Raw genomic sequence first — 14,140 nt, 5'->3', positions numbered from 1 at the left:
CCTCGCGGCCCGGCGGCGGCCCGCTCGGGCGCGGGCCGCCCGAGCCGCCCGGGCCGCCGCCGGGAGGGGCTCCGGACGGGGCGCCGTCACCGCCGCCGCCGGGAGGGGCGCCGCCGCCGGTCGGGGTCGTCGTGGTGTCGACCTTCGCCGTCAGGGAGACCGAGTAGCCGCCGGTGACGTCGCCGGTGACGGTGCCGAGCTGGAGGGCGCCGCCGTCGTTGCCGAAGACGTTGTCGTTCTGCAGGGTCACCTGGGACAGGTTCTGCACCGAGGCGGAGTAGCCGGTGGTGGCGTACACCGTGTCGCAGACGTCCTTCGGCAGGGCGACCTGGGAGGTGGCGATGGCCTTGGACGCGTCGGCGATGCTCGCCTGGTCCGGGTACACCTCGAAGTGGATGTGCGGCCAGCGGCCCGAGTAGCAGGCGGGGAAGACGCTGGTGAACTTCACCTTGCCCTGCGCGTCGGCGATCTGCACGCCGCGCAGGTAGTTCTGGTCGGTGACGCCCTCGGAGTACAGCGAGTACCGGCCCTCCCGGTCGCAGTGCCAGACGTACACCGCCACGCCGGCGAACGGCGTGCCCGCGCCCTTGGCGAGGTCGACGATGCTGAGCTCCAGCGTCATCGGCACGCCCGCCGCGGTGCCGCTCGCGGTGCCGAAGGACGAGCGGATGTCGCTGCGCACGACGCCGCTCGTGGTGAGCACGTTCGGCCCGTTGGAGCCGTCGCCCGGGTACGGGCCGGCGGTCTCGTCAGGGATCTCACCGGTGGTGGACGTCGCACCCGACGAGCTCGCGCCGGCGCTGGGCGTCCCGCTGCCGCCGGTGTCGTCGGAGTCGCAGGCGGCGGTGAGGCCGATCGCCGCGGCGCCGAGGCCGAAGACCCGCAGCAGCTGCCGGCGCCGGACCATCGTGCCGAGGTCGAAGCCCAGCCCCTGGTCGTACAGGTCCTCTTCGGGCCGGGAGTACGCGCGGCCTTCGTATGACGGTGCCTGTTCCACGATCAAACCTCCCTGACGGTCGCTTGCCTCACAACCTGACCGTCGAAGCTGGCAGCCGCCTGGCAGCGACCTGCAACCGAACCTCGTAACGTATCGACTACCGAGCGTAGTCAGTACCGAGGTTCGGTAAAAATTTGGCCTTCGTGTTGAATGGAGGTGGGGAAGTGTGCGCGGACGTGTTGGTTTTGAGGCGTACTGTTGCACGCTCGGTGCTGACCAACGTGCGATTCGTGATGCGATGTCGCAGGCATCGAGGCTGGTATTGACGTCGATGCGCGGTTCTGTGCAATCTTGACGAAACCGCCGACACCCGCGAGGTGTGACCATGTCGCAGCGCCGCCGCGCCCGGAGCTGGGTGGCCCTCGCCGCCATGGCCGCCGGGCTGTTCACCGTCCTGTCGCCGCCGCAGCCGGCGGCCGCCGCCGGGACCGGCTTCAGCTCCGGCTTCGAGGCCGGCGACCCGCAGCCCACCTGGACCAACAGCGTCGACAGCAGCGCCGGCGTCGGCGGGTACTGCTGCGGCCTCACCGGCATGGAGAGCGGCACCCGCAACGAGTCCGCGCACACCGGCACCGCCGCGCTGATGTACTCCGGCGCCGACACCAGCGCCACGACCAGCTACTCCTACAACCGGGTGTTCGACGTCGACATTGCCGTCGGCGCGGCCACCACGCTGTCCTACTGGGTGTTCCCGCAGGGCGGCGGCAACCTCGACGTCGCCGTGGACCTCGTGTTCACCGACGGCACCCGGCTGCGCGACTCGGGCGCCGTGGACCAGCACGGCGTCCGGATCCACCCGCACGACCAGGGCACCGGCTGGGTCCTCAACTTCGACACGTGGAACTACGTGACGTCCAACATCGGCGCGAAGGTCGCCGGCAGGACCATCGACCGGATCCTCGTCGGCTACGACAAGCCCGAGGGGACCGGCACGTTCCGCGGGTACTTCGACGACATCACGATCGCGGCCAACACCGCCGGGCGGCTGTCGGACCTCGTCGACACGCGCCGTGGCTCCGACTCCACCGGCGACTACTCGCGGGGCAACACGTTCCCGGGCGCGACCGTCCCGCACGGGTTCAACTTCTGGACGCCGGTGACCAACGGCAACAACGACGGATGGCTGTACGAGTACAAGGCCACCACCGTGCAGGGCTTCGCGATCAGCCACCAGCCGAGCCCGTGGATCGGCGACTACGGCCAGCTGCAGATCATGCCGATGACCGGCGCGCTGAAGACGACGCCGGACGCCCGCAAGTCCACGTTCAGCCACGCCAACGAGGTCGCGAAGGCGCACTACTACAAGACGCGCCTCGACACGTACGGCATCACCGCCGAGATCGCGCCGACCGACCACGCCGGCGTCATGCGCTTCACGTTCCCCACCGCGTCGGACTCGACGATCCTGTTCGACGTCGTCGACAGCGCCGCCGGCTCGTTCGCCGTCGACACCGCGAGCCGGACGATCTCCGGCTACGCCGACCACCGCGGCGCGAAGCTGTACTTCTCCGCGACCGTCGACACCGCGATCGCCGCGTCCGGCACCGGCGGCACCGGCTGGGTCCGCTTCGCCACCGGCGCGAACCAGCAGGTCACACTGCGCGTCGGCACCAGCTGGATCAGCGTCGCGCAGGCCGCGGCGAACCTGAGCCAGGAGGTCGGCGGCAAGTCCCTGGACACCGTGCGGGACGAGGCGCAGGCCCAGTGGGACGCGACGCTGGGCAGGATCCGCCTCGAAGGCGCGTCCGGCGACCAGCTCGTCACGTTCTACTCCAACCTGTACCGGACGTTCATGTACCCGAACAACCGCGCCGAGATGGTCGGCGGCGTGCGGCGGTACCACAGCCCGTACGACAGCCAGCTCCACGACGGGCAGATGTACGTCAACAACGGCTTCTGGGACACCGCCCGCGCCGAGTGGCCGCTGCTGACGCTGCTGGAGCCCACCCGGGCCGGGGAGATGCTCGACGGGTTCGTCAACGTGTACAAGACCGTCGGCTGGACGCCGAGCTGGTCGGGGCCGTGGAACCGGGCCGCGATGCCGGGCACCAACCAGGACCTCGCGTTCGCCGACGCCTACATGAAGGGCGTCCGCAACTTCGACGTGAACGCCGCTTACGCGTCGATGGTGAAGAACGCCACCGTGTACTCGCCGATGATCAACGGCCGGGTCGGGCTGGACGTGTCGACGTTCAAGGGCTACCTGCCCTCCGACGTCCGCGGCGACTCGGCGTCGTGGACCCTGGAGAGCGCCACCAACGACTTCGGCATCGCGCAGATGGCGCAGGCGCTCGGCCGCACCGACGACGCGGCCTACTTCCGCAACCGGGCCCTCGACTACACGAACCTGTACTCGCAGTCGGTCGGGTTCTTCCGCGGCAAGCAGAGCAACGGCGCGTGGCGCACCAGCGACGCCGACTTCAAACCCAACCGGTGGGGCTGCGAGTTCGTCGAGGGCGCGCCGTGGCACTACGCGACGCCGGCGCCGCAGGACCCGCAGGGCATGGCCAACCTGTACGGCGGCCGCGCCCAGCTCTCCGCGAAGCTCGACGGCATGCTCGCCGCGCCCCGCGACTACCTGCCGGGCTGCTACGGCGGCACCATCCACGAGATGCGCGAGACCTACGACGCGAACATGGGCCAGTACGCGCACGCCAACGAAGAGACGCACCACATGCTCTACATGTACAACTACGCCGGCACCCCGGCGAAGACGCAGAACGCGGTCCGCACCACGCTGCAGCGCTACTACAACTCCGGCGCCGGGACCGGTGGCGGCTACCTCGGCGACGAGGACAACGGGGAGATGTCCGCCTGGTACATCTTCTCCGCGCTCGGCTTCTACCCGGCCCGCATGGGCAGCACCGACTACACGATCGGCGCGCCGCTGCACGCGAAGGCGACGGTCAACCTGGAGAACGGGCGCACGTTCACCGTCAACGCGCCCGGGGTCAGCGACACCAACCGGTACATCCAGAGCGCCACCCTCAACGGCGCCACCTACACGAAGAACTACCTGACCCACGCCGACCTCCTCGCGGGCGGCACACTGAGCTTCGTGATGGGGCCCAACCCGTCCTCCTGGGGCACCGGCGCCAACGACGTCCCGGCGTCCATGACCACCGGGAGCGCCGTGCCGGTGCAGCAGAAGGACAAGGCGACCGGCAGCACCGTCACCGTCACCGGTGAGAACCCGCCGGGGGAGAGCAAGGCCGCCCTCACCGACGACAGCTCGATGACCAAGTGGCTCGCCTTCGCCGCCACCGCCACCATCACCTGCCAGCTGTCCGGCGCGACCACGGTCCGCCAGTACACCCTGACCTCCGCCGACGATCTACCCGGCCGCGACCCCAGGAACTGGGTCCTGCAGGGCTCGAACGACGGGGTCACCTGGACGACGGTGGACGCCCGCGACAACGTCGACTTTGCCGACCGTCGACAGACGCGGGCGTTCACCGCCCCGGCCACCGCGACCTACTCGCGGTTCCGCCTGCAGATCACCGCCAACCACGGCGCCGCGGAGACCCAGCTCGCGGAGCTGCAGCTGCTCGCCTGACCCGGGCCCGACCGCGCCGGCCGTGCCCGTCAGCCGGCCGGCGCGGCGCGCTCGGACCCCACCGATCCGGTCAGCTCTGCGGTGGGATCGCACGGACCCGTGGCGAAGTCCGCCGACGCGGAGGCCCTGCGGGTGCTGCAGGGCCCCGCCTGGTGCCGTGACCCGCGCGCCTACCGGGACTGCGCCAGCAGGTGGTCGAGGACCGACGCGGAGAACGTGGCGGACAGCGCCGGCACGTGCCCGCCGTCCTTGATCGTCCACAACGTCACCAGGCTGCCCTGCCGGCAGCCGGCCTGATACGTCGTCACCGTGGTCTCCGCTCCGGGGAGCGTGGCGTCGAGGTCCAGCGGCGCCGACGCGGCCGCGGCCTGGTCCGTGCAGCCGTCGTACTCCCGCCACCGCTCGACCGAGGCCGCGGCGGACGGGTATGCCTGGCCGCCGTTCGTGCCCCCGTCGAAGCGGATGGTGTCGTCCGCGGTGCCGTGGATCTGCAGGACGCCGACCGGCCGGGACGGCGCGCACCCGGCGGCGTCCAGGTCCACGGCCCCGGCGAGCGAGACGATCGCCGTGACACTGTCCGCGTGCTCACACGCCATGCGGTACGCCATGAACCCGCCGTTGGAGTGCCCGACGAGATAGACGCGGCTCGCGTCGACGGGGTGCGCGGCCTTCACGGCGTCGATCAGCCGTTGCAGGTAACCGGAGTCGTCGACGCCGGAGCGTTCGAAGTCGCAGCACGCGCTCGTCGCGTTCCAGAACCGCTGGCCCCGGGCGTTCCTGGTCCCGTCCGGCACCGCGAGGAGAAACCCGCGCCGGTCGGCCTCGGCGGTGAACCCGAAGTACCGCTCCGCCTCGGCCCCGCCGGACCGGTACCCGTGCAGCAGCACCACCAGCGGCAGCTTTGTCCCCGTGGCGTACGAGGTGGGCAGGTGCAGCTGGAACGGCCGGCCGTCGAGGGCGACGGTCAGCGTCGCCCCCGGCCCGTCCGCCGGTCGCTCGACCGGCGGCGCCGCGGAACACGCCGCCAGCCACCACACCAACCCGACGATCAGCACCCCGACTCTCGTCATTCCGCCGATCCTGCCCGGCCGGACGTGGTCAAGGGAAGCCCTTTACCTCGTCAGCAGCTCGCTGGTCGTCCATTGCGTGTTGCCGATCCGCATGTGCCCGACCCAGCACGAGTTGTACGAGATGTACTTCGCCCGGCTGCCGTACCTGGTGCCCGGCACGGTGATCGAGCCCTGGTACACGAGCTCCTTCACCGTCCCGCACGCCGACAGGTACAGGCTGATGGAGCGGTCCGGGCCGGAGTTCTTCCGGTACGACGTCATCACCGTCGCCGTGCTGTTCAGCGCGCCGTTGACGCTGATGCACAGGGGCGAGCCGGAGATGTCGTTGCACCTGGCCCAGCCCGCGGCGACGGTGACGTCGCCGGGCTCCGCGGCGTGGGCCGGCGTCGCGAACACGGTCAGCGGCAGGACCGCCGCCGACATCAGGGCGACCGCCGCGCGGGCGCCGATGTGCGGTTTCATGATGCTCCGTCCTGTGGTCCGTCGAGGTCGTGACCACGACGCTACGGTGGGGACCTGGACGTCCATCAGGTCCAAGTCCGCAGGGTTCGACCAGACCAAGTGGAGGTGGGCGGTGGAGCTCTTCCTCGACCCGGACGACCCGCGCAGCAACACCCGGCAGCTGTACGAGCAGATCCGCGACGCGATCGACAGCGGCGGGCTCGAACCCGGCGACCGGCTCACCCCGACGCGGACCGTCGCCGCGGAGTTGAGGATCGCGCGGTCGTCGGTCACCGAGGTGTACGAGCGGCTCACCGCCGAGGGACACATCGAGGGCCGCGCCGGCGGCGGCAGCTTCGTGCTGGCGGGCGCCGACCCGGTCCCCAGCGGGCCGCCCCCGGCCGCCCTCGAGCCGACGCCGCTGGCCGCGTCGCTGCGCCGGTACGACCAGCGTCCGGAGACCGTGGCGCGGTTCGACCTGCGCTCGGGCCGGGTCGACCCGGCGCTGTTCCCAACCGCGGCCTGGCGGCGCTGCGTCGCGGCCGCGGCGCACGGGCCGGCGACGCATCACGGCGACCCGGCCGGCAACGAGGACCTGCGCGCGGCGATCGCGCATTGGATCGGCATGTCCCGCGGCGTGACGGCCGGCCCGGAGCAGGTCGTCGTGACGTCCGGCGCGGCGCACGCCGTCGACCTGGTGACCCGCGTCCTGGCCGAGCCCGGCGACGTCGTCGCGATCGAGGAGCCCGGCTACCCGCCGGTGCACGAGCTGCTGCGCTCCCACGGCGCGGACGTGGTGCCGGTGCCCGTGGACGACGACGGCATCGTCGTCGACGCGATCCCGCCGGCGGCGCGGCTCGTCTACGTCACGCCGTCGCACCAGTACCCGCTCGGCGTGGTCATGGCCCGGTCCCGGCGGGCGCAGCTGCTGCGATGGGCCGGCGCGCACAACGCCGCGGTGCTCGAGGACGACTACGACACCGAGTTCCGGCACACCGCCCGGCCGCTGGAGCCCCTGTTCCGCATGGACCGCGACGGCCGCGTGATCTACATCGGCACGTTCAGCAAGACGCTCGGCGCGGCCGTGCGCGCGGGGTTCCTGGTCACCCCGCCGACCCTGGCACCGGCGATCACCGCCGTGCGGCAGGCCGTCGACTGGTGCCCGCCGCCCCTGATCCAGGACGCGCTCACCGCACTCATCGCCGGCGGCCACTTCGGCCGGCACCTGCGGCGCGCCCGGGCCGCGTACAGCCGCCGCAGGGACCGGCTCTGCCGCGAGCTGCGCGCCCGGCTCCCGGCCGGATACCACCCGCTGCCCGCGCAGGCCGGGCTGCACCTCACCGTCGTCGGCCCCGGCACCCCGCCGGACGCCGCCTTCGACGGCCTGGCGGAGGACCACGGCATCCTGCTGAGCTCGCTGCGCCGCACGTACCAGCGCCGGCACCCACGGGACGGGTTCCTCGTCGGCTTCGGTGGCCTGCCGACCGCCGACGTCACCCCGGCGATCACCGGGCTGTGTGCGTGGCTGTCCGGGGAGCGGCCGCGCTGAATCGCCTGCGGCCGGGCGGTCCGCGGGGCACAGTGGAGCTGTGGTCGCAGGGGTCGAGCAGGTGCTGCCGCTCGACTTCTGTGTCACGTTGGTCCGCGGCGCGGGGCCGGACGAGGTCATCGGCATCCTCGGCGGGGCCGACCCCGTCCCGATCGTGTCCGCGCAGACGGCGCTGCTGGCCGAGGACGCCGTGCGGGAATGGGTCGACGAGGACGGGGCCTCGCACCCCACCGACCTCAAGTACGTCGTCGCGACGCGGCTCGGCGACTGGACGATGGTCATCGAACCCAACGGGTACCTGTGCACGGACCGCGACGTGGTCCGGGCGCTGTCCGCGGCCGGCGAGCTGGTGTCGTTCTACTACAACGAGAACACCACACCGAGCTTCACGTGGGCGGCCGGCGGCAGCGAACTGGTGTGCTTCAACCCGGGGTACCCGGACGACCCGTACGGCGCCGAGCCCGGGCGGCTCGACGGGCTGCTCACCGAGCTGGGCTTCACGTTCGGCGGCTACGGCGAGGACCTCGACGACGACGGGAACGGCTTCGACGCGGACTTCCAGGAGCGGACGTTCGCGTTGATGGAGCGGATGACCGGCGTACGGTGGGACATCGAGCTCCTGGACGCCGCGACCTTCCACTGCGCCGGCGTCGGCGGCCCGGGCAGCCGGGTCGCCACGGAGCCGTGGTACGCCGAGGTGCGGGAGGAGCTTACGGCCTGCGCGCAGGACCCGTACGGCTGGAACGACCACGACTTCGGGGACTTCGCAGGGTGGCGGCGGCGCGGGGTCACCGACCCACGGGTCAAGCGGGCGCTCGGCCACGCCGGGACGACCGTGCTCGACGAGGACCGTGCCCTGGCGCTCGCGCTCGCGTTCGCCCCGGCCGGGCTCATCGAACGGATGGATCTGTGGGTTCGGCAGCAGCCGTACCGGGTCGTCGGGCGCCTTGACGAACCCTGGCACGGCCCGGCGGAGGACCTGTGCTGGCAGCTCGCCACTGCGGACGGGGGCGGGTCCACGGCGGAGCGGATCGCGGACCTGTGGCGAGACTTCCCCGAGCTGCGCGACGTCGTGATCCCGCCCCCGCAGCCCCCGCCGCCCGAGCGCGCCGCCGTGCGCCGCAAGCGGGAGGCGCGGGAGCGCGACGAGGAGCGGTGGCGGCTGGAGGACCTGCGCACCACGTGGGGCGGGCGGATCCCCACCGATCCGCGGCTGTTCGAGCCGGACGTGCAGCTCTACACGCTGGGCCTGGTCCCGTACGACCGGGACCTGATCGACCGGATCGCCGGGTCCGACGCCGGGACGCAGCGCGCGATGGCGTTGTGGGCGGCACGGTTCTGCTGCACCCGGTCCGGCCTGATCGACAAGGACTGGGCCGAGGCCGGGCTGATCGCCCTGGAACGCGGCGCGCCGCCACCGTCCTGGCTCGCCGACCACGACGCCGCGTACGCCCACTGGCGCGGGGTGCCGCGGGAGTCCATCGTGCACGTCGGGAGGCTGGGTCTCAGCGGCGAGGAGCCACCGCCGCCCGACCCGGAGCTCGCCGCGCTGCACGCGCTGGTCCACGCCCACCACGACGACCCACTGATCGCCGCCATGGCCACCGTCCGCCCCGCGGTGCAGTTCGGCGACCCGCCCGCGGTGATCGCCGCCTTCCGGGCGGCGTTCGACCTGCCGTAGGGGCGCTACGAGGGCTTGTTGGCGATCGCCGTGCCGTTGTCGAGGCGGTTGTTCGTCCAGACGTTCGCGACCCGGATCTCCAGGTCGCACTTCACGAGCTTGGCGCTGATGACCGTCCCGGCCTTGGTGATCGTGCACGGCCCGTCGTACCTGCCGAGCGTCACCCCCGCCGGCACGCCCGCGGTGTCCCGCTTCTCCGTGGGTACTGACGACTCGCACCGCCGCGAGCGAGGCGGCGGGTCAGACGCGGTGGCGGCCGGCTGTGGCGGGGCGGGCGGCCGGCTCGGCCGGGATGCTGGCGACGCCGCGGGGGCGGGCGCCGGTGCGGAGCAGGGCGGTGAGGTGCTCGGCGGGGGCGGGCAGGCCGAGGTGATAGCCCTGCGCGAACCGGACGCCGAGCTGCCGCAGCGCCTCCAGCTGCTCGTCGGCCTCGACGCCCTCGGCGGTGACGTCGATGCCGACGCTGCGGCCCAGGTCGCCGAGGAGCTTGACGACGGCGAAGTCGCTGCGGTTGTCGAGCATGCCCGCGACGAACGAACGGTCGATCTTCACGCCGGTGACGGGCAGGGCGGAGAGGTTGCGCAGGGTCGCGGAGCCGGCGCCCATGTCGTCCAGGACGATGCCGACGCCGGTGTCGCGCAGGTCCCGCAGCCGGCCGGCGGCGTCCTGCAGCTGGGCGAAGTCCGCGGACTCGGGCAGCTCGACCCGCAGCCGGCTGGGCGCGGAGCCGTTGCGGCGCAACGAGTCCAGCACGAGCGAGGTGAACTCGGCGGCGCCGAGCGTGTCGATGGTGAGGTTGACGTTGACGCACCGCGGCGCCCGGTCGCCGAGCACCGCGTCCCACCGTGCGACGTCGGCGCAGGCGCGGTCGAGCACCCAGCGGTCCAGCTGCGGCAGCTGCCGGAGCCGGCGCAGCTCCGGCAGGAACCGGTCCGGCGTCAGCAGCCCCCGTAGCGGGTGCTGCCAGCGGACGAGCGCCTCCACCGACCAGACGCGCCCGTCGTCGATGCCGATGATCGGCTGGTAGAACAGCCGCAGCTCGCCCCGGTCCATCGCGGCGAGCACGTCGTCGTCGCGGCCGTCGGTGAGCGCCCCGACGCCGTGGACCGTCTGGACGCGGTCGGCGCCGGCCTGCTTCGCGCGGTACATCGCGGCGTCGGCCTCCCGCAGCAGGGTCGCCCCGTCGGCGCCTGGCCCGGCCACCGCGACCCCGACGCTCGCCGTGCTGTGCGCGCCCGCGGGCAGCGCCGGATCGGTCGCGGCGACGGCCCGGCGGAACCGCTCGCCGAGCGCGAGCGCCGCATGGTCCTGGCGCGGGCCGGCGACGCGGGTGAGCACCGCGAACTCGTCGCCGCCGAGCCGTGCGACGACGCTGCCGGGGTCGGCGGCGGCGGTGAGCCGGTGCGCGACGGAGACGATCAGCCGGTCGCCGACCGTGTGCCCGAGCGTGTCGTTGACGTGCTTCATGCGGTCGAGGTCGAGGTACACGACGGCGAGGCCGGTCTGGTCGCCGTCGCGGCAGGCGGCGGTCAGCCGGTGCAGGAACCGCGCCCGGTTCGCCAGGCCGCTCAGCGGGTCGCGGATCGCCTGGACCGCCATGAGCGCGGCGAGCGTCTCGTACAGCCGTGCCGCGGACACCCGCGCGAGCCGGCCGTCGGGGCGGCGGACCAGCACGTCGTCGTAGCGGCGCACCTGGTCCCGGCGGCTCACCTGCTCGCACACGTCGGCGACGAGCGCGGTCTCCTCGACGATCATCGGGGCGGGGTCGGCGGTCCGCCCGGCCGGGGTCCTCGCCCACAGCGCCCGCCCGTACCCGAACGGGCCCGACATCAGCTGGGCGAAGCGGCTGCGGCTGATGAGCCCGATGCCGCCGTCGAGGTACATGACCGCGACGCTGTGCAGCGACGGGTCCGCGCGGAACATCAGGTCGAGGTCCTCGCACCGCATGGTGGACTCGACAACGCCGACCGGCCGCGCGAGTGGCCCGACCGTGTCGGACGGCATGGCGGCATCCCCGTGATCCACGGCGTCAATCATCAGCGAGCAAACCCGTGGCACCAAGGGCTGTACTCGCCGGTAATCGGCCTGTCACCTGCTATTCAACCGGCGCAGCGGCCCGCATGCGGACGGCCACCGACGGTGCTCGGAAGCGGGCCCGGAAACAACGAAAGGCAAGGAGATAACCCCTCGCCACTCTTAACGTATACCGCACCGGGGGTCTTGCGGCAAGACCCGGGTCCTGGCGCAGAATCGTCGGCCGGAGCGAGGGGGGATTCGGAATGCCCGAGCAGTACGTGCTGGGTCTGGACGAGGTCGACGAGGCGAGCATCGATGCGGTCGGTGGTAAGGGCGCGCACCTGGGCGCGCTGATGAGGATCGGCGGCGTCCGCGTGCCGCCCGGCTTCTGCGTCACCACGGCCGCTTTCCAGCGGGTGATGGCGGCGGTACCGTCGCCGGACCCGGCGGCGCCGAACGCGCGGATCCGTCGCACGATCGAGGACGCCGCGTTCCCGGACGACGTGGCGGCCGCGATCACCACCGCCCTGGGACGGTTCGGCGCGCAGGTGACGTTCGCCGTCCGGTCCAGCGCGACCGCCGAGGACCTGCCGTCCGCGTCGTTCGCCGGCCAGCAGGACACCTACCTCAACGTGCCCGCCGCCGAGGTGCTGCGGCACGTCAGCCGGTGCTGGGCGTCGCTGTTCACCGACCGCGCAGTGCTGTACCGGCGACGCAACGGCATCCCGGACGGCGCGGCGCACATGGCGGTGGTGGTCCAGCGGATGGTCCTGCCGGAGGCGTCCGGCGTCATGTTCACCGCCGATCCCGTTACCGGCGACCGGCGGTCCGTCTGCGTCGAGGCGGTCAACGGACTCGGCGAGGCGCTCGTGTCCGGTCTGGTGAACGCCGACTCGTACACGGTGCGCGGCGGGACGATCGTCGCCAGGACGATCGGCGTCAAGCGGCTCGCCGTCGACCCCGCGCCGGCGGGCGGCACGTCGGAACGGGAGATCGACCCCGACGAGCAGGCCCGGCCCGCGCTCGACGACGCGCAGGTCGTGCGGCTGGCGGAGCTCGGCCGGCGGATCGAGACGCACTTCGGCCGCCCGCAGGACATCGAGTGGTGCCTGGCCGGCGACGACCTGCACGTCGTGCAGAGCCGGCCGATCACCACGCTGTTCCCGATCCCGGAGACCACCGACGGGGCCAACCACGTGTACCTCTCCGTCGGCCACCAGCAGATGATGACCGACGCGATGAAGCCGCTCGGGCTCTCGTTCTGGCAGATGACGACCCCCGCGCCGATGGCGGAGGCCGGCGGCCGGCTGTTCGTCGACGTGACCGCGCGGGTCGCCGCGCCGGCCGGCCGGGCCGCGCTGCTGGAGATGATCGGCAGGTCCGACCCGCTGACCGGCGACGCGCTGCGGACCGTCCTGGACCGCGACGGGTACATCGCGCCGGCGCTGGACGGGGCGGCCCCGCCCCTGCTGCCGGCCGGCGCCACGCCGGAGGAGCTCCCGACCGACCCGGCCGTCGTCGTCGACCTGATCGCGCAGCACCAGGCCTCGATCGCCGAACTGCGGGAGGCCATCCGCCCGCTGTCAGGGACGGCGCTGCTCGACTTCGTCCAGGCCGACCTCCAGGAGCTGCGGCGGCTCCTGTTCGACCGGCGCAGCCACCAGGTGTTCATGTCGGCGATGGAGGCCGCCTGGTGGCTCAACGAGCACCTCGAGACGTGGCTGGGGGAGAAGAACGCCTCCGACCCGCTGACCCAGTCGGTGCCGCACAACGTCACGTCGGAGATGGGCCTGGCGCTGCTCGACGTCGCCGACGTGATCCGCCCGCACCCGGACCTGGTGGCCTACCTGGAGCACGCCGAGTTCTCGTTGGAGGACATGGCGAAGCTGCCCGGCGGTCCCGAGGCGCGCGACGCCATCGAGGCGTGGCTCGACATGTACGGGATGCGCTGCGCCGGCGAGATCGACATCACCCGCCCGCGCTGGAGCGAGGAGCCCTCGACCCTCGTGCCCGTGATCCTCGGCAACGTCAGGAACTTCGAGCCGGGCGCCGCCGCCCGGCGCTTCGAGGAGGGCCGGCGGGACGCCCTCGCAAAGGAGCACGAGCTGCTGGAGCGCCTGCGCGCCCTGCCGGACGGCGCCGCGAAGGCCGGCGAGACCAAGCAGAAGATCGACCGGGTGCGGACGTTCATCGGGTACCGCGAATACCCGAAGTACGGGATGGTCAGCCGCTACTTCATCTACAAGCAGGCACTGCTGGAGGAGGCCGGCCGCCTCGTCCGCTCCGGCGTGCTCCGCGACCGCGACGACATCTACCAACTGCGCTTCGACGAGCTGCACGACGTCGTGCGCACCGGCCACGCCGACGCGTCGCTGATCGACCGCCGCAAGGAGGACTTCCGCTCGTACGCGACGCTCACCCCACCCCGCGTGCTCACCTCGGACGGCGAGGCGATCACCGGCGCGTACCGCCGCGACGACGTCCCGGCGGGTGCGCTGGCGGGACTGCCGGTGTCCGCGGGCGTCGTCGAGGGCCGCGCCCGCGTCGTGCTGGACCTCGCGCACGCCGACCTCGAGCCGGGCGACATCCTCGTCACCGCCTACACGGACCCGAGCTGGACCCCGCTGTTCGTGGCGATCGCCGGACTGGTCACCGAGGTCGGCGGCCAGATGACCCACGGCGCCGTCATCGCCCGCGAATACGGCCTTCCGGCGGTCGTCGCCGTCGTCGGCGCCACCACCGCCATCGAGGACGGCCGGCGCATCCGCGTCCACGGCACCGACGGCTACGTCGAGATCCTGTCCTGAGGCCGGGTGCCCGATTCGTTCAA

Annotated in this window: 9 protein-coding genes; 4 read left to right on the top strand and 5 right to left on the bottom strand. The window is 72.6% G+C overall.

Annotation, left to right across the window (positions count from 1 at the left end; genetic code table 11):
- Nucleotides 1-997 (bottom strand): intradiol ring-cleavage dioxygenase (locus ABD332_RS28310; protein WP_344505242.1); only part of this gene is annotated, 997 nt, incomplete at its 3' end.
- A gap of 325 nt (nt 998-1,322) precedes the next feature.
- Between ABD332_RS28310 and ABD332_RS28305 the strand changes: the two genes are divergently transcribed.
- Nucleotides 1,323-4,553, top strand: coding sequence for a GH92 family glycosyl hydrolase (locus tag ABD332_RS28305; protein ID WP_344505241.1), 3,231 nt, complete (start codon nt 1,323-1,325; stop codon nt 4,551-4,553).
- Between the two features lie 170 nt (nt 4,554-4,723).
- Here ABD332_RS28305 and ABD332_RS28300 read toward each other — a convergent pair whose 3' ends face one another.
- Together ABD332_RS28300 and ABD332_RS28295 are read right to left on the bottom strand one after the other, a co-directional pair.
- Nucleotides 4,724-5,623, bottom strand: a complete 900-nt coding sequence (locus tag ABD332_RS28300) for a CE1 family esterase (protein WP_344505240.1) — start codon at nt 5,621-5,623, stop codon at nt 4,724-4,726.
- Between the two features lie 42 nt (nt 5,624-5,665).
- Entirely contained in the window at nt 5,666-6,085 is a 420-nt protein-coding gene (locus tag ABD332_RS28295; protein WP_344505239.1) for a hypothetical protein, read from the bottom strand.
- 112 nt (nt 6,086-6,197) lie between these two features.
- Here ABD332_RS28295 and pdxR point away from each other — a divergent pair, with 112 nt between their 5' ends.
- Nucleotides 6,198-7,613: a MocR-like pyridoxine biosynthesis transcription factor PdxR gene (pdxR, locus tag ABD332_RS28290; protein WP_344505238.1), complete on the top strand. Its 1,416-nt coding sequence runs from the start codon at nt 6,198-6,200 to the stop codon at nt 7,611-7,613.
- A gap of 40 nt (nt 7,614-7,653) precedes the next feature.
- On the top strand, nt 7,654-9,294 hold the full coding sequence (locus ABD332_RS28285; RefSeq protein WP_344505237.1) for a DUF6461 domain-containing protein: 1,641 nt from the start codon (nt 7,654-7,656) through the stop codon (nt 9,292-9,294).
- A gap of 5 nt (nt 9,295-9,299) precedes the next feature.
- On the opposite strand, the gene ABD332_RS28280 is transcribed toward ABD332_RS28285, so the two are convergent.
- Entirely contained in the window at nt 9,300-9,470 is a 171-nt protein-coding gene (locus tag ABD332_RS28280) for a hypothetical protein (protein ID WP_344505235.1), read from the bottom strand.
- Nucleotides 9,471-9,534: 64 nt separating this feature from the next.
- Nucleotides 9,535-11,319, bottom strand: a complete 1,785-nt coding sequence (locus ABD332_RS28275) for a putative bifunctional diguanylate cyclase/phosphodiesterase (protein WP_344505234.1) — start codon at nt 11,317-11,319, stop codon at nt 9,535-9,537.
- Between the two features lie 254 nt (nt 11,320-11,573).
- Between ABD332_RS28275 and rph the strand changes: the two genes are divergently transcribed.
- Entirely contained in the window at nt 11,574-14,117 is a 2,544-nt protein-coding gene (gene rph, locus ABD332_RS28270) for a rifamycin-inactivating phosphotransferase (RefSeq protein WP_344505233.1), read from the top strand.
- Nucleotides 14,118-14,140 lie beyond the last annotated feature (23 nt).

Origin of the sequence: Dactylosporangium maewongense (assembly GCF_039531485.1) — a bacterium.
Classification (GTDB): domain Bacteria; phylum Actinomycetota; class Actinomycetes; order Mycobacteriales; family Micromonosporaceae; genus Dactylosporangium; species Dactylosporangium maewongense.
Note: the sequence above shows the minus strand (reverse complement) of the source record. Positions and strands in the feature narration are given on the sequence as shown.